Below are 16,098 nucleotides of genomic sequence, written 5' to 3'. Positions count from 1 at the left end.
GCGCGACCAACATCGTCGCCGCCCTGCGACGCAACGCCCGCGACGCGGACCGCTCGCTCCCCTCCTCGGCCTGCCATGATCACGAAACAAACGACCTGCCACTACGCCGAAACCCCGCACCGCAGGGCGGGCGTTCCTCGCGTCACTCGGTGGGGCCCTGCATGTGCTCACTGAGCTCTTTCAGAGTGGCCACTGATCGAGTGACCTAGGATGAGTCAGGATGAGGACCGCAACGCACAAGGCTCCCGCGCCGTTGAGGGAGGTGTTCGAAGTCTCAACCCATCGGCACAGGAGTGCTGTTGGTTCCCCATCCTGCCGCACTCGACCTGCCTCATGCTCTGGTCGAGTGGGTATCCATGCTCATCGTCACCCGTGAGGGTGACCGACGCTGCAAGCTGCCGCCTCACCAGCGTGCTCTCGTCGGCCTCGTCTACCTGCGCCGGCACGACCCGCTCGCACAGATCGCTGTCGGCTTCGGGATATCCGTCGGCACCGCCTATGCCTATGCCACGGCCGTCGTCGAGCACTTGTCCCGCCAGGCGCCCGGACTGCTGCGGGTCCTGCGGGAAGCCGACCCTGATCACGTCCTGCTCGACGGGACACTCGCCGAGTGCGACCGTGTCGGCGACAGCCGGGCCGACTTCTCCCAGAAGCACCGCCGGCACGGCGTGAACGTGCAAGTGGTGACCGATCCCACCGGCAACCTGCTGTGGATCTCGCCCGCGCTGCCCGGCCGCACTCACGACCTGACCGCGGCCCGCACCCACTGCATCATCCGGATCTGCGAACGCCAGGGTGTTCCGATCCTCGCCGACCGCGCCTACATCGGCGCCGGCCCCTGGGTGACCACACCCATCAGACGGCCTCCTCGCCAGGACCTCACCACGACTCAGCGAACAGTCAACCGCGCCCTGTCAGCGGCACGAGCACCGGTCGAACGAAGCATCGCGCAACTCAAGTCCTGGCGGATCTTCCGCCGAGCCCGCTGCAGCCCCAACCGCATGACCGCCATCGCCGCAGCCATCCTCACCCTGGAACGTCAACGCTGACGAAGCTCATTGGCGCTCCAGGGCGAGGACGGATTGGCGACGGCAGCCACATGCGGTTGGGAACCGTCTCACGACCAAACGAGTCGGCCTTCGGTGACCCCACAGACCGGGTAGCTGCCATCGGCGATCTTCGTCAGCATCTCCGCTACGGAGTCGAAATACTGGGCCAGCGATTCGTACTCGCCCGTGACCGTGATCTCACCCACGAACCACCTGCCGACACGCCCGTCCCGCACATCGATGAACTTTCCCATCCAGCCGTCCTGGTCCGACAGGAACGGGATCCACTCATTACGCCAGAACGGGTAGTCCGGCTGGTCCGGAGGGTCGAATCCGCAGGACGTGGAGCGGTTCGCGTAGAGCCTCTCCATCGCCCGGATGCCCAGAAAGAAGCTTCCCTCGTCTGGAAACCCGTCGAAGCCGCAGCACATCACGTCGTCGTCGAAATCTTCCTCCGGCAGATCCAGATTGTTCTGCAACAGCCACGTCCGCAGGTCCCCATGAAGGGAGATCCCCATCCGTTCCTCGGCTGCTGCGAGCATCTGCTCCGTAGCGGGCCCCGGCAGATCCGCGTGATCGGCCGGCGCGTGCTCCCGAAGAAGACTCATCACACGCGACCAACTCTCAGCCACACTCATCGCCCTCTGCCCTCTGTCCTCTCTACAGGGATGTCTCCGTCCGACTACGCCACTGCGGAGGTTGGGAAGCCGGCCGGAGAACCTTGCAGGGATGGTACTTCGAGCATGCGTTCCATCCCTCCCCACGATCATCTTCCGCCCCGAAGCGCAGGGCCGGCCCCTCAGCGAAGTGACCGCCCGCGACTTTTCACAGACAACCCACCGTGCCCGGCGGGCCCAGCCTCGGAGCTTCCAGGACTCAAGCGAGGGCCACGGCGTCACCCTGGAGTGGCGAAGCTGAAAACGCTCACTGATCCACTGGATCAGGCCGCTGCTCTCCATGTTCGGCACGTAAGTGGCGGCGTTGTGCTCGCCACCTTGAATTACGTCGTACTTGGTCTTGACCGGTCCTTTGTTGCCGAGTTTCGCGATGAACGTGTCGATCGGGGGCTTGGCCGGTTCCTTGGAACCGACCTGGAGCCCCAAGTACACGTCGGGGCTGCCTTTGGCTATGAGCCGCTGGGCGAGCACGTTGGAGTCGTTGTGCGCCTTTCCCTTCTGGTGGCCGGCCCACAGGCGGGAGTCGGCAACGATGTCGGGGCCGGAGGCGATGACGGCCTTGAACTTCTCCGGTTTCTGCAGGACGGATTTCAGGCCCGCGGAGCCGCCGGTGGAAGAGCCCATGAAAGCCCAGCCGTCACGCGACTTGATTGTGCGGAAGTTTGCCTTGATCAGGTCCGGGACGTCCTCGGTGAGCCAGGTACCCATCTTCGGCTGCCCGGGGATGTCGCTGCCGTCCCAGTAGAGGGCCGATTGCGGGTTCTTGGGGTCCTTGTCGTGGTTCTCGGGGTTGAGTACCGGCATGGCGATGATGAAGGGCAGGCTCTTGCCTTCCTGCGACCACTTGGAGATCGACGACTCGATGACCCAGACCTTGCCCGTGAAGCCGGATCTCTTGCCCTGGTAGGTCGTGACAGCAATCTTGCTGCCGTCCTCGGGGACCGTACCGGAGATCCTGAAGTCGGCGGCAGGCCCGGTGGCCATGAGGGGCTTGGAGCCGGCCGACTGCCGGCTCCCGCCATCGGAGGGAGCCGTGCCGCCGAAGGCGATCGAGTCACCGTTGCCCGAGAAGGCATCGAAGTAGTTCAGGGTCGGCCAGGCGGCCGCGCCGAGTACGGCCGTGCACGCCGCGATGAGGCTCCAGTCTTTGCCGCAGGAGGGCCTGCGGCGCCGGGATTGGCGGGTGGTCGGCGGGGTGTATGTCATCGAAGGAACTCGCTGCGGGTCGCGCTGCATGTCTCATCGGGCCCGGGTGTCGGTTACACCCATGGAGACACGCGTACGAAGCGAGAGGTTCCGCACTTCGGATGATCAAAAGGATTTGGTGTCCCCGCGGGTCAGCCGGCTGACTGATGCGAGGACTCGGGCTTCCGTCAGGAACCCGTCAACGCCTGGGTCGCTGCGTGGTCCAGCGCCCCGAGGAAGTGCGTACGGACAACGACGGCGGGGCCACCGACCGGTGCCCGCTTGAGGGCCGGTGCCGCCGCGTGTTTCGCCCCGACGGGGATGTCCTTGACCGTCCCAGCCGGGCGGCCGGGCCGAGGCGCCGAGTCCGGGATCGCCGAGGTAGTCGAGGTCCAGGCTGCGGCTGACGCCGGTGCCGAGGCCCTTGAGATATGCCTCGGTAACGACCACCCGGGGCGCCGCCCTGATCAGCGCCACTCGATGCCGTTGTCGAGCTGTTGTCGGTGACGTGCCGGCGCCCTGCCGCACGGGTCTGTCAAACAAACTCCTTTTACAGACTCCGATGTCCTTCCAGAATGTGTCGGCGGGTGACCTTGGTCAACTCGTGCCAAAAGGGGACAGCGGTGAGATAGAGACCGAGGCCGGACATGATGCCGACCGCTACGTCCACGCTGATCCGGCCTTGCTTGGCCCAGTAAACATCTTGGAGATCCAGAAGAAGCGCGAATTCGTCCGCGATGAGTGCTGCCCCGGCGCCGTAGGCCGCCCCGACGCCGGGGTGCCCGACGAGTGGCGCGTCCCCCCGGACGGCGACCAGCCCCACGCCGGCCAGCATGGCGATTCCGAGGTTGTAATGATGCAGATGGGTGCCGCCGGCCGAGACATTGCCCCAGGGCAGTCGTCCGCTGCGGATGCCATGGGTGATCAGGCGGGCGGTGCCGAACGTGGCCCCGAAGGCGAGCCAGGTGGCGAGGAGGGAGCGCTGGGTGGGACCGGTGCGCTCGTCGACCGTCTCCCGCCAGCGTCGCAGCAGGCCGGGACGATGGTCGTCCCGCTCGCCGGGGCTGTGCTGCTCAGCGTTCTTCGCCATCAGGTCTCTCCCGCGTCGTGGAGTCGTCCCCGCCATAGGACCATCTCCCGCGTCAGGGCGCGCTGGATGACTTTGCCTGGGTCAGACAGCAGCCGGCCGGTGCGCGCCTCGTTCCCCGGCTTCCCCGGGCTTCTACGAGCCATGTCCGATCACAATCGCCCAGTCCGCCGACAGGGCGTGCTCGGAGACGAGGTGGGCGACTCCGACGAGGCGGGTGAGGGAGGATTGTCCGGCATAGAGGGCCAGGACGGCATCGGCTGCCAGGGTGAGTCATCCGGGGATCAGCATGGCGCAGAGCGCCGTGTAGATGATGCCGGTACGGGGTCCGCCGACCATACGGCCGGCCAGGCTGAGCACGGCGGAGTACGTGCCGAGCCGGGTATCCTTCGCGGCGATCTTTTTTGGCGGTGAGGTGGCGGTGTTCCTCCAAGAGGGTGTCCTGGGGCGGTGTCGGAATACGGCTCGGTGGCAGCGTCCACGTCGAGGAGCAGCCAGGAGAAGACCCGGACCCGGCGTTGGAGGGCGTTCCATCGCTTGAAGGAGTGGAACCGGGCGCGGGCGCTGCGTAGCGCTTGGCACGGCTCCTTGCGACATCCAACGCGGTCAGGAACCGGCACCAGCGAAGCCGGTCGAAGGCATAGGAACGGCAGGAAGCCGGGCTGCCGGGTCAGTGCCGGGGTCAGCTGCGGGAAAGGTGTCCGGGTTGCCCACCACCGGGGCCGGGCGGCGGACAAGACAGTGGCGGGGCTTCTTGACCAAGCTTCTATGAGGTGATGGTCGCCCGTCCGGTCGTGCGATGGCCCCTCCGAACGAGCCGACAGATCCAGCGAAGGACAGCCGGTCGGCGTCAGTCGGTCCGTGAGTCAGACTCGCCGGAGGAACCACGTCTCACCCTCACTGTCAGTCCTCGTCGGCCGGGAGGCGTACGACGACGCGGACCCCCGGGGTGTTGTCCTCGATGTGGATCGTGCCGTGGTGGGCGGCGACGATGTCGCGGACGATGGCGAGGCCGAGTCCGCTGCCACCGGCGTCTCTGGCCCGGGCATTATCCAGCCGGGTGAACCGGTCGAAGGCGCGTTGCCGGTCGGCCTGGGGGATGCCGGGTCCATCGTCGGCGATGACCAGGTGGGCGGTGGCGTGGTGGACGCCGAGCTGGATGTCGATGCGGCTGGTGGCGTAGCGGGTGGCGTTGTCGAGCAGGTTGCGTACGACGCGCGCGAGGGCGTCGGGGTCGCCGTCGAGCCGGGCTGCGCCTACCGCGTGTTCGTCGATGGCGAGGGGAGCGCCCTGGCGGGCGCGGCGGACTTCGGTGAAGACGATCTCGTCCAGGTCGACCTGACGGCGGCGAAGTTGGGGGCGTGCGTCGAGGCGGGCGAGTTGTACGAGGTCGTCGACGAGCCGGGAGAGGCGTTCGCCTTCTTCGACGAGGTCGGGGGCCAGCGTTCGCCAGTGGGTGGAGTCGGGGTGGCGGACGGCGACTTCGAGTTGGGTGAGCAGGCTGCTGAGGGGGCTGCGCAGTTCGTGGGCGGCGTCGGCGATGAACTGGCGCTGCTGACGGGTGGCGGTGTCGAGTCGGCTGAGCAGGTCGTTGAGGGTGCTGGCGAGTCGGCCGAGTTCGTCGTGGGAGGCCGGGACGTGAAGGCGACCGTTGAGGTCGGTGGCGGTGATGGCGGCGGCCTGGGCGCGCAGGGTGTCCACGGGGCGCAGCGCGCGTCCGGTGAGCTGCCAGGCGATGACGGTGAGGAGGGTGACGATCACGGGCACGGCGGCGGCGAGTACGGCGCTGAGCTGGGCCAGGCTGTGGTCCACGGTGGCGGTGGGGACGGCGACGTAAACGGTAAGCGAGCCGAAGGGCCGGCCGGCGGGGATGGCCATGGTGCGCCAGGATCCGTTGTCGCCCAGGGGCAGGCCGCGCACTGTGTGGGCGTGGGGGTCGCCGGAGGTGCTGGCGGCGAAAGTGAAGAGGCGCGGTTCACCCTCCAGGTTGGCGGAACTGGCTCTCACGGCGCCCTTGGAGTCGATGATCTGTACGGCGGTGTCGCCTTCGGCGGAGGCAGGGAGGGAGGGGGTGAGCCTGCCGGTGTCGACGGCGGCGGCGATGACCTGGGCGCGTTGCAGAGCGGTCTGGTCGAGGCCGCCGGTGAGGCTGGCATCCAGCCAGGTGACCAGCAGCACGGCGGCTCCGGCGAGACCGGCCGCGGTCACGACTGCTGCGGCGGCGGTCAGGCGCAGGCGTAGGGACTTTCGGGCCCACCACCACGCGATGCGGGTGCGCACTGCTCACCCCTCGGTGTTGAGCCGGTAGCCGACGCCGCGGACAGTGTCGATTGTGTGACGGCCGAAGGGAGTGTCGATCTTGCGTCGCAGGTAGCGGACGTAGACCTCCACGATGTTGGTGTCACCGTCGAAGTTCTCGTCCCACACGTGAGTGAGGATGTCGCTTTTGCTGACGACCTCGTCCGGGCGGCGCATGAGGAACTCCAGGAGCGCGAACTCTCTTGCCGTCAGCGGGATTTCCTGACCGGCACGCTGGCACTTGCGGCGGGAAGGGTCCAGGGTGAGGTCGGCTGCCGCGAGTACGGCCGGGCGGGCCGGCGCCCCGCGCCGCAGCAGCGCCCGAAGGTGCGCGACGAGCACGACGTAGGAGAAGGGCTTGCTGAGGTAGTCGTCGGCTCCGAGGTCCAGGGCATCTGCTTCGTCGTACTCGCCGTCCTTGGCGGTCAGCATCAGCACTGGGGTCCATACCCGTGCGGCCCGGAGGCGTTTGAGAACCTCGTACCCGGACAGGGCGGGAAGCATGATGTCCAGGATGATGACGTCATGTGGCTGGTGCGTGGCGCTCCACAGTCCGTCGACCCCGTTGAGGGCGGTGTGGACGGTGAAGCCCTCCTCGGTGAGTCCGCGGGTGATGGCCGCCGCGAGCCCACGTTCGTCCTCGACCACCAGCACGCGCATAGCCGCCTCTTCTCCTACCGTACGCCGCACCGTAGGGAGCGCCTGCTGAGAGGAGGCTGAGAGCTCCCCGGCCTCTCAGCCTCCTCTCAGAGGCCTCGTCGCAGGCTGGGTGCGTTCACAAGACCATTCCCACCAGGGAAAGAGGGATCATGACCATCATCCGACGCAGGCTGGCGCTGATCGCGGGAGCGGCGCTGCTGGCGGGCGGTGCGGGCAGCGGTATCGCGATGGCGACTACCGTCACCGCAGCGCCGGTCACCACACCGGCCGCCGCAGTCAGGCACGACACCCCTGACCCGGGCGAGAACTCCACCGGCCCGGACCGCGACAACATCCAGCAGGGCGACCAGAACGCCCGTGACCGCGGCACGAACGGCGAGGGTCAGGAGCAGCAGCGGGCCGGCGAGGCATCGGAGGGTGTCTCCGACGGCCCCGGCGGGCACGCCGACGCCAACAGCTCCGTCGACCACCGGTTCACCGGAAAGGAGTGACCGGACGGGCCGTGGTGCCCTTCCGTACCGCTCGGCCAGAGCAGGAACGGCACCACTGCCCGTCGCCTCCGGACCATCGCGACCACCGGCCAGTGCAGCAAGCCGATCCGGCCGTCCCGGATCGGCACCGCACCCGCCACCGAGCCGGGCGGGCCACGGTGGCAGCCGTAGAGGGGATCGGCCGGAACACAGCCGCCCGACCCGTGGCACCGGACCCGGCTGCCTTGCCTGCCGTCATTCTGGGGCGGCGGCCTGGCATCCTCGCGCAGGGATGCACAGCGCGGGAGGCGCGGATCGCGGATGGGGAGAGGCCCAGATACAGACGCCTCTGCGGCGCCCGGGGTGAGGCGAGGGGGGCGACTGCGTTTCGACGGTGAGCGCAAGTCCCTCCACGCCTTGATCGGGCGGCCGAGGACAAGAGCAGGCAGCCAACGAGGAGGACGCACCGGGCGGCCCGGTGGGAGCTGGGCCGGTACGGGGGCGGCGCGAGGAAGGCGGCCACCCGGCGCGGCCTCTCACGGAGCGTGCCGGTGCGGGGCGGGCGTGCGAGGGCGTCACGGAGGCGGCGAGGGCGACCTCGTCGACCGCGCGCGCCGCCAGGCGGCGGTCACCGACCGCGGCTGCGGCGGTTTCGTCGGCCCATTGCTCCGGCTGGGAATCGAGCGGGTGGCGGGCGGGCCGCCGGGTGGGGTGCGGGCAGACGGCAAGGGCGGCACCGAGGAGGAACAGGGGGTGGCGTCCGGCCAGTCCGCGCTCATGGCCGAGGAGGACTTCTCGTTCATTGGCGCGCAGGCTGCGCAGCACCCCGGCGGCGGCCATCCGCCGGCCCTACCGGCCCGGCAGCGCGTAGGCGTCCGGCCCAGGAGATGCCGGTAAGGCAGCAGCCACTCCGAGATGGAGAAGATCGGCATTGTGGGGACGCCTGCACGGCCAGCATGCCGAGGACGATGTCGCCGTACCCGCCGCCCGGATCCGCCACCGCCGCCCTGTCCGCAAGGAGACGGCAACTCATGGGCTCGGACGACGAATGGGTTGACGAACATCACACTTACGAAAGTGCGCAATAGGGACATATGGTCATCCGCGCCGTGCTGCAGTCCGAAGGCCCCCTGTTATTGTCGCCGTGGATTCCCGGACCTGGAAGTTCGTCAGGCTATGCCGGTGAACACCTCCAATACCCCTGCGCCGGCGCCCGCTCAGCCGTGCCGGTCTTCGCCCGGCGCGCGGGGCATTCGCCCCGGAAGCACGATCGCGGGCCGCGGCCGCCTACTTCCACAGGGCCTCGGACTCGCTGCCGATTGCGTCGGGACCAGCCGTGGCGACAGGAAAGAGAAAAGGACGGAAGCTTCATGCCCGGAACGTGCACATCGCGCCGCGCGCTGCGGCGTCTGGCTGCGATCACGGCCGCCGGGGCAGCTCTCGTAACACTCGCCGCGCCGGCCGCGGCCGCCGCCGACTCCGCCAGTGCCTCGGTCGGCAGCTCACAGGTCACGTGCACTTCCCGGCAGCCGAAGCTGGCGGCCCGACTGTCGCAGGACATCGCCGACGCACTGCGCGGAAGCCGGGGGTCCTCAGCTCTCGCGCTCTACGACCGCCCCACGGACACCTCGTGCACATTCCGGGGCGACGCGACCTTCGACTCGGCAAGCGTGGTCAAGGTCACAGTGCTCGGAGCTCTGCTGCGCAAGGCCACCGCCGAGCACCGAGGCCTCACACCGGCCGAGGTGGATCTGACCACGGCCATGATCACCAAGTCGGACAATGACGCGACATCCGCTCTGTGGCGAGAGGTCGGGCACAAGGACATCCAGCGCTTCCTTTCCTTGGCGGGAATGTGGCACACCGTTCCAGGACCACAGGGACTGTGGGGGCACACCCAGATCACCGCCGACGACCAGCTGCAGTTGCTCCGGATACTCACCTCCGACAACTCCGTCCTCGACCGGAACGCACGCTCCTACGTCCTCGGCCTGATGAACCGAGTCATCCCCGACCAGCGGTGGGGAGTGCCGGCCGGGGTATCCGGCACGGCGACTGTCCATGTGAAGAACGGGTGGCTGCCGCGCGCGACCAACGGCTGGCGGGTCCACAGCATCGGCGCATTCACGGGCGGCGGTCACGACTACGCAATCGTCGTGCTCTCGCACGACAACCGCTCGATGAAAGAAGGCATCGCCACCATTGAAAGCGCTGCTGGAGTCATCAACCGGGACTTGCCCCCGCCCCCGACCGCCTAGGACTTGTCCGGTCGATCATGTGCGGAGCCAGATAGTGAGGGCTGCGGCGGTGGCGGTGCCGAGGTAGATGTAACGGCGCTTGTCGTAGGGGGTAGCCACCGCCCGGTGCTGGTCGCGCTTGAGCCTGTTGATGGCTCGCTCAACGGTGTTGCGCTTTTTGTACCGCTCTGCATCGAAGCCGGGTGGCCGCCCGCCGCGTGAGCCTTTGCGCAGGCGGGCGGCCTGGCTGTCGGTCTTCTCCGGGATCGTGTGCCGGATGCCACGGCGCCGCAGGTATTCACGACAGGGCCCGTTGCTGTAGGCCTTGTCGGCCGCGACGCTGTCGGGTTTCTTGCGAGGCCTGCCCGGCCCCGATTTCGGGACTCGGATCTTCTCCAGCACCGGTTTGAACTGGGTGCAGTCCGCTCGCTGACCGGGTGTGACGATCAGAGACAACGGGCGGCAACGGCCGTCCGCGCTCAGGTGGAGCTTAGTCGTGAACCCGCCGCGCGAGCGGCCCAGGCCCTCACCTCCCGCACCACCTCCACCAGGCGGGCGTGCAGACTCTGCCACGGCGTTTCGTCCTGATGTTCTGACCCTTCGGCCCCCTTTGAGGCGGGCGCCGGCGGCGGGTCGTGCGGGCACCCGCCGCACCCGCCGCCGCCTGGACCTGCTGAAGCAGACGCTCCCATGTCCCGTCTGCTGACCACAGTCGGGGCCGTTCGTAGACCGTCTTCCACGGCCCGAACCGTTCGGGCAGGTCACGCCACTGCACCCCGGTCCGCACCCGGTGCAGAATCCCGTCGATTACCTGCCGGTGATCCCTCCACCTGCCACAACGCCTATTGCTGACCGGCAGGAACGGCCGTAGCCGTTCCCACTCGGCATCCCCGTCCCATGCCCACCACAACGAAATCGGCATGCCGGGGAAACTCCCGTCTCACGCTATCGGTCATGCCCACTCACAACCCGTCGTTCACTGTCAACGACGACGTGCCCGTTCCCGCCTCAGGCGAGGTCTGGACCGTCGGCGCCGTCATCCTCAACCATGACGGCCGGGCGTTCGCCCAGAAGCGGAGCCCACACCGTCGCCTGTTTCCCGACACCTGGGACATCGTGGGCGGCCACGTCGAGGCCGGGGAAACGGTTCTGGAGGCCCTCGCACGCGAGGTTGAGGAGGAGACCGGCTGGCGCCTGATCCACGTGCGGCGGTTCCTTGGCACCACAACCTGGACGGGGGACGACGGCGATGGACTCCGGCACGAGGCCGACTATCTCGTCGAGGTCGACGGCGACTTGGGCCACCCCACACTGGAATGGTCCAAGCACTCTGCCCACGACTGGTTCAACCGCGACAACCTCGCCCGCCTCAAAGAGAACCGCAGACCCGGGGAGTTCTTGATCCACGGCCTCATCGCACGAGCCATCGAAGATCGCCCGGACAAGTCCTAGCGATGACCGAGTTCCAGAGCGAGCACCCCGGCCGCCACCAGCGCTATGCCGCCGATCTGCGTCCACGTGAGCCGGTCACCGAAGTACACCGCTCCGATGACCGATACGATTGTCACGCCGACCGCCGACCAGATGCCGTAGACCACTCCCAGCGGGAGTCCCCGGGTGAGCACACGCGAGAGCAGATAGAACGCGGTGACGTACCCGGCGACCACCACCATGGAGGGTATGGGTCGGCTGAAGCCGTGCGAGGCGCGCAGCGCGACGGTGGCGGTGACTTCCGCTCCGATGGCCCCGGCGAGAAGCAGCCACAGCATCAGCGGACGGTGAAGGTGGTGATGACGGCGGCGTGGTCGGAGGGCCATTCGTTGGCCTTCACATCGGGATACGGGCGCGGAGCGCCGGTGACGTGGGCGACGGCGTCCCGTACGTCGAGGCGGTCCCCTGAGAACAGGACGTAGTCGATGCGGTCCTGGGGCTCGGCCCGGCCGCTGCCGTCCTCGTGCAGAGGGTGGAGCGGGGACCAGGTCGTACCCGGGGCGCGGACGGGGTCGGGGTGGGCGACCCGGTAGGAGTCGCGCAGCCCGGCGGCTTCGGTCGCCTTGGTGACCGGCCACTCGACGGGGCCGCACCCGCCGTGCAGCGGGGCGGCGGCCTCGGTCCAGTCCAGGTGCGAGGGCGCGTTGAAGTCGCCGACGAGCAGCACGGGCGTGGTGCCGGACGTGGCGAGGTCCGGCGTCATGGCTCCGAGGATGACCTGGATCTCGCGCAGGCGCCCGGAGGCCGTCTCGTGCTCGATCAGCACCGGTACGGGCAACCGGTCGAAGCTCGCGTCGTAGGGGCCGTATGGGGTGTAGTTCAGATGCGCGTTCCAGACAGTGACGTCCTGCGGAACGCCGTCCCGGGAGTCCAGGCGGACGGTGACGCCGGCGGCGCCGTAGCCGGAAGGCGCGGGGTCGCCGAAGCGGGCGGTGATGGGATAGCGGCTGAGGATGCCGAGGTTGTGGCCGGCCTGGTGGTGGTGCCAGCCGAGGGCCGCGGCGAGTTCCCTCGTGGAGGTGCCGGCCGTCTCCTGGAGGCCCACGATGTCGACGTTCGCGTCGAGCAGGACCTTGAGCTGCTTGTCGCGGTGGCCGTCGACCGGGGCGCCGCCGAGCCACAGGTTCCAGCTCATCACCTTGAGCTCGCGTACCAGGGGCTCGTCCGCGCCGACGACCGGGATGCGGACGGTGACGCGGGCACCACCGGTGGCCTTGACGACGACCTCGGCCCATCCCGCCTCGGCCGGCGTTCCCGTGACTGTCCCATCGGCGCCGACGTGCGCCCAGTCAGGGCCGGACGCCTTGACGAACCCTGCGACCGTACCCCCGCGCAACAGGCCGGAGACGGTGGCACGGAGCGGCTCGCCGACGCGGGCGTTGCGCGTGGTGAAGGCCGGGACCAGGAAGGAGGCGCCGGTTCCGGACGCGATCGCCTCGAGCAGGGCGACGTCCGCCTGCTCCAGGCTGCCGAGGACGGTACGTCCGGGGGCGGCGGCTATGGGCGTGAGGGAGGGCACTGCGAGCACGGGGCAGCCGGCGGCCTCCGCGGAAGCGACGCCGGTCGGGGTGTCCTCCACGGCTACGCAGGCGGCGGGCGGTACGCCCAGGGCGCGGGCCGCCGCGAGGTAGGGATCGGGGGCGGGCTTGGTGCGCGCCGTGTCGTCGGCGGTCACAGAGACCGCGAACCGCCCGGGACCCAGGCTGCGCAGCACGATGTCGGCCACCGAGCGCGGGGAGGCGGTCACCAGGGCGATGTCGATGCCCTGCTCGTGGAGCCGGTCGAGCAGCTCGACGGCACCGGGCCGCGGCACGATACGGTCCTCGACGCGGGTGGCGAACTCCCGGTGCAGGCCGGCGGTGAGCTCGGCGAGCGGGACGGTGTTGCCGGCGGCGCTGTGCAGATGGGCGGCGGTGTGCTCGACGGGACGGCCCAGGACGTCGGGCAGATCGGCGTCGGTGAGCTCGTACTGCAGCCCGGCCGCCGTGTGCTGGACGGCCTGCCACCACAACTCCTCGGTGTCCACGAGGGTGCCGTCCATGTCGAAGAGGACAGCCTTCAGGGCGGGGGCGTCGGGGGTGTCGGTGCTGTTGTGGGACACGGGTTCTCTTCTGTCGGGGGACGTCGGGGTCATGCGCGCGCGGCGGCGAGCACCGGGCGGTCGGGCAGGCTGAGGGTAACCAAGGCGCCCGGGGCGAGGGTCGCGGCATCGTACGTGGGCAGGTCGGCCTTGACCGCTGTGCCGTCGGGCAGGGTCACGGTCAGACGGGTGACCGCGCCGAGGAAGGCGGTGGCGGTGACGCGGGCCTCGCCGTCCTCGGCGGCCGTGACGCGGACCGCCTCGGGGCGGACCAGGACGTCGACGTCCGGACCGGCAGGTGCCTCTCCGTCGACCGGCAGCCGACGGCCGAATACCTCGACGGTTCCGGAGCCCGCGGTACGGGCGGGGATGCGGCTCATGGTGCCGACGAACTCGGCGACGAAGGCGGTGGCCGGGCGTCCGTACAGCTCGGCGGGGGTGGCGCACTGCTCCATACGGCCGCCGCGCATAACCGCGACCCGGTCCGCCATGGACAGCGCCTCCTCCTGGTCGTGGGTGACGAACACGGTGGTGATGCCCAGCTCCTGCTGGACGCGCCGGATCTCCTCCCGGAGGGTGAGGCGCACCTTCGCGTCCAGCGCGGACAGTGGCTCGTCGAGCAGCAGCACACGGGGGCGCAGGGCCAGGGCGCGGGCGAGGGCGATGCGCTGCTGCTGGCCGCCGGAGAGCTGGTGGGGGAAGCGGTCGCCCTTGTCGGGCAGGCCCACCAGCTCCAGCAACGCGGCGGCACGGGCGCGCCGCTGCGCCGCGGGCACCTTGCGCATGCGCAGGCCGAAGGCCACGTTGTCCAGGGCGGTCAGGTGCGGGAAGAGGCTGTAGGACTGGAAGACCATGCCGGCGTCCCGGCGGTGCGCGGGGACGGCGGTGATGTCCTGGCCGTCCACGAGGATCTGCCCGGAGTCGGGGTGCTCGAAGCCGGCGAGCATGCGCAGGGCCGTGGTCTTGCCGCAGCCGGACGGGCCGAGCAGGGCGAGGAGTTCGCCGGGTCGTGCGGTCAGGTCGAGCCCGTCGAGGGCGACAGTGGTGCCGAACGCGCGGCGCAACGCGCGGAGTTCGACAGAGGCGGCAGTCACCGTGGTGGGAGCCTCAGCGGTCATCGTGGCCATCGTGGTCATCGGACGGAAACCTTCCGGTCGGTGGTGGAGATCCTGGCGCGGCGTCCGCCGAGGAAGGCCAGGACGAGCAGCAGCACCCAGGTGATGAGCAGACTGAGGACCGACACGGCCACGGACAGCCGGGCCTGGGAGCCGCTGGCCCCCACGATCCAGACGGCGAAGGGCTGGAAGCCGAGCACCCTGGCCACGGTGAACTCGCCCAGTACGAGCGCGAGGGTAAGGAAGGTGGCATTGAGCAGTGCCCCGCGCAGGTTGGGCAGGACGGCGCCGGCGACGGCGCGCGGCCATCCGGCCCCGCAGCTGCGGGCCGCTTCGACGAGGGTACGTACATCGATGGCGCGCAGCCCCGCGTCCAGGGAGCGGAAGACGAAGGGCAGGGACATCACCGCGTAGGCGATGACGAGCACGAGCGGGAAGGAGGGGTTCTGCAGGGCGGTGAACGCCTGGAACAGCGGGGTGCCGGCAAGGTGGTCCGGTCCCCAGCGCAGCACCGTGCTGATGCCGGCGACGAGGGCGATCGGCGGGACGACGAGTGGCAGCGAGCAGACGACCTCGAGCAGCGGGCGCAGCCGGGGCGCCCCGAGCCGTACGGCGAGTGCGGCGGGTACCACCAGCAGCAGTACCAGGGCCACGGTTGCGGCCGAGAGGGCGAGCGAGAGCAGCAGGCTGGGCAGGAAGCCGTCGGCGTCGAGGATCTGCTGGTAGGCGTCGGCGGTCAGGCCCTTGCCGGGGACGTCGATCGTGAAGACGACCGAGGCGGCGAGGGGGAGTAGGAAATACAGCCCGGCCAGGGCGAGCGTCGCGCTGCCGCGGGGTGCCGTCAGTCGAGCCATCGGGTGCTCCGTCGTTGCAGGGGGAGGTGCACGGCCATGACCAGGCCCGCGACCGCGACCATGTCCAGGCTCAGGGCGAGGGCCACGTTCTCCTGGCCCACCAGGACGTTGCCGGAGATGGCGTCGGCGATCTGGAGGGTGACCAGCGGGATCGAACTGCCGACCATGGCGGCGGCGGTTGCGTAGGCGGCGAAGGCGCTGCCGAAGAGCAGCACCAGGCCGCCGAGCAGGGACGGGCCCAGCACGGGCAGGGCGACGTGCCGCCAGTACTGCGCCGTGGTCGCACCGTTGTTCTGCGCGGCTTCGCGCCACTGGACGCGCAGTCCCTCGAGGGCGGGGGTGATGGTGAGCACCATGAGGGGGATGAGGAAGTACAGGTAGGTGAGAGTCAGGCCCCAGAAGCTGTAGAGGCTCCAGCCCGCGTCGCCCAGACCCAGGTGCCGGGTGAGGACGCCCGAGTTGCCGAGGGTGGCGACGAAGGCGAACGCGAGCGGCACCCCGCCGAAGTTGGCCAGCACGCCGGAGCCGGTGAGCACCGCCTCCCGCAGTGTCCGGGAGCCGAAGGAGACCACCGCCTGGGCGAGCAGCAGGCCCAGGACGGCGGCGATCCCCGCCGAGACGGCGGACAGCTTGACGCTGCCGAGCAATGAGGTCAGGTAGGGACCGTGAAGGGAGGTGGTGAGGTTGGCGGCGGAGAAGGCCTCGGCGCCGGTGGCGGGGTCCTTGACGGTGAACGCACCGGTGAGCATGGCCAGGGCAGGGGCTCCGAAGCCCACGGCCGCGAAAGCGAGCAGTGGCAGGGCCGCGAGCCAGGCGCAGGAGCGCCTGCGCTGTATGGCGGCCGTGGGCGCCTGCTCCCGGACCGTGGGGGCGAGGGCGGCTGAGGTCATGGAGG

15 protein-coding genes and 1 pseudogene are annotated in these 16,098 nt (G+C 69.5%); 5 read left to right on the top strand and 11 right to left on the bottom strand.

The genetic code is table 11. The annotated features are described in order from the left end of the window. Window positions 1-299 precede the first annotated feature (299 nt). Window positions 300-1,049: a transposase family protein gene (locus tag ABZ934_RS24585; protein WP_361316988.1), complete on the top strand. Its 750-nt coding sequence runs from the start codon at window positions 300-302 to the stop codon at window positions 1,047-1,049. A 68-nt stretch (window positions 1,050-1,117) separates the two neighbouring features. Here the strand turns inward: ABZ934_RS24585 and ABZ934_RS24580 are convergent, their stop codons facing one another. The 4 genes from ABZ934_RS24580 to ABZ934_RS24565 form a co-directional block, all read right to left on the bottom strand. After that, window positions 1,118-2,962, bottom strand: a complete 1,845-nt coding sequence (locus ABZ934_RS24580; protein WP_361316985.1) for an alpha/beta hydrolase-fold protein — start codon at window positions 2,960-2,962, stop codon at window positions 1,118-1,120. 499 nt (window positions 2,963-3,461) lie between these two features. After that, a complete protein-coding gene (locus ABZ934_RS24575) occupies window positions 3,462-4,001 on the bottom strand; it encodes a hypothetical protein (RefSeq protein WP_361316983.1) in 540 nt (179 codons plus the stop codon). A gap of 900 nt (window positions 4,002-4,901) precedes the next feature. Further along, complete coding sequence (locus ABZ934_RS24570) at window positions 4,902-6,278, bottom strand: ATP-binding protein (RefSeq protein ID WP_361316980.1); 1,377 nt, start codon at window positions 6,276-6,278, stop codon at window positions 4,902-4,904. A gap of 3 nt (window positions 6,279-6,281) precedes the next feature. Further along, window positions 6,282-6,956 (bottom strand): response regulator transcription factor, encoded by a 675-nt coding sequence (locus ABZ934_RS24565; protein WP_361316978.1) that lies wholly within the window; start codon window positions 6,954-6,956, stop codon window positions 6,282-6,284. Between the two features lie 149 nt (window positions 6,957-7,105). Here ABZ934_RS24565 and ABZ934_RS24560 point away from each other — a divergent pair, with 149 nt between their 5' ends. From ABZ934_RS24560 to ABZ934_RS24550, 3 genes are all read left to right on the top strand, one after another. Then, window positions 7,106-7,447: a hypothetical protein gene (locus ABZ934_RS24560; RefSeq protein WP_361316975.1), complete on the top strand. Its 342-nt coding sequence runs from the start codon at window positions 7,106-7,108 to the stop codon at window positions 7,445-7,447. Window positions 7,448-7,990: 543 nt separating this feature from the next. After that, window positions 7,991-8,323 carry a hypothetical protein gene (locus ABZ934_RS24555; protein ID WP_361316972.1) on the top strand — a complete coding sequence of 111 codons (333 nt, stop codon included), beginning with the start codon at window positions 7,991-7,993 and terminating at the stop codon, window positions 8,321-8,323. 422 nt (window positions 8,324-8,745) lie between these two features. Further along, window positions 8,746-9,684 (top strand): serine hydrolase, encoded by a 939-nt coding sequence (locus tag ABZ934_RS24550; protein WP_361316969.1) that lies wholly within the window; start codon window positions 8,746-8,748, stop codon window positions 9,682-9,684. Between the two features lie 15 nt (window positions 9,685-9,699). On the opposite strand, the gene ABZ934_RS24545 is transcribed toward ABZ934_RS24550, so the two are convergent. Continuing rightward, window positions 9,700-10,236, bottom strand: coding sequence for an IS5 family transposase (locus ABZ934_RS24545; RefSeq protein WP_361316967.1), 537 nt, complete (start codon window positions 10,234-10,236; stop codon window positions 9,700-9,702). Window positions 10,237-10,303: 67 nt separating this feature from the next. After that, a pseudogene (locus ABZ934_RS24540) lies at window positions 10,304-10,585 on the bottom strand (transposase); the annotation flags it as partial. A 32-nt stretch (window positions 10,586-10,617) separates the two neighbouring features. On the opposite strand from ABZ934_RS24540, the gene ABZ934_RS24535 reads away from it, so the two are divergent. Then, the gene (locus ABZ934_RS24535; RefSeq protein ID WP_361316964.1) at window positions 10,618-11,115 is read left to right on the top strand and encodes an NUDIX domain-containing protein; all 498 of its coding nucleotides are present in this window, start codon (window positions 10,618-10,620) and stop codon (window positions 11,113-11,115) included. On the opposite strand, the gene ABZ934_RS24530 is transcribed toward ABZ934_RS24535, so the two are convergent. Genes ABZ934_RS24530 through ABZ934_RS24510 form a run of 5 tightly spaced genes read right to left on the bottom strand, consistent with a single transcriptional unit; the run spans window position 11,112 to window position 16,093 of the window. Continuing rightward, on the bottom strand, window positions 11,112-11,432 hold the full coding sequence (locus ABZ934_RS24530) for an SMR family transporter (protein WP_361316962.1): 321 nt from the start codon (window positions 11,430-11,432) through the stop codon (window positions 11,112-11,114). The genes ABZ934_RS24535 and ABZ934_RS24530 overlap by 4 nt on opposite strands. Beyond that, window positions 11,432-13,255 carry an HAD-IA family hydrolase gene (locus ABZ934_RS24525; protein WP_361316959.1) on the bottom strand — a complete coding sequence of 608 codons (1,824 nt, stop codon included), beginning with the start codon at window positions 13,253-13,255 and terminating at the stop codon, window positions 11,432-11,434. The genes ABZ934_RS24530 and ABZ934_RS24525 overlap by 1 nt, the downstream gene beginning before the upstream one ends. Window positions 13,256-13,284: 29 nt before the next feature. After that, window positions 13,285-14,352, bottom strand: a complete 1,068-nt coding sequence (locus tag ABZ934_RS24520; RefSeq protein ID WP_361316957.1) for an ABC transporter ATP-binding protein — start codon at window positions 14,350-14,352, stop codon at window positions 13,285-13,287. 14 nt (window positions 14,353-14,366) lie between these two features. Beyond that, complete coding sequence (locus ABZ934_RS24515; protein ID WP_361316955.1) at window positions 14,367-15,203, bottom strand: ABC transporter permease subunit; 837 nt, start codon at window positions 15,201-15,203, stop codon at window positions 14,367-14,369. Next, complete coding sequence (locus ABZ934_RS24510) at window positions 15,191-16,093, bottom strand: ABC transporter permease subunit (protein ID WP_361316952.1); 903 nt, start codon at window positions 16,091-16,093, stop codon at window positions 15,191-15,193. Before ABZ934_RS24510 ends, ABZ934_RS24515 begins: the two co-directional genes overlap by 13 nt. Between the last annotated feature and the right edge of the window lie 5 nt (window positions 16,094-16,098).

Origin of the sequence: Streptomyces sp. NPDC046557 (assembly GCF_040645975.1) — a bacterium.
Lineage (GTDB): Bacteria > Actinomycetota > Actinomycetes > Streptomycetales > Streptomycetaceae > Streptomyces.
The sequence above is the reverse complement of the archived record's forward strand: the minus strand, read 5'-3'. Positions and strand labels throughout refer to the sequence as shown.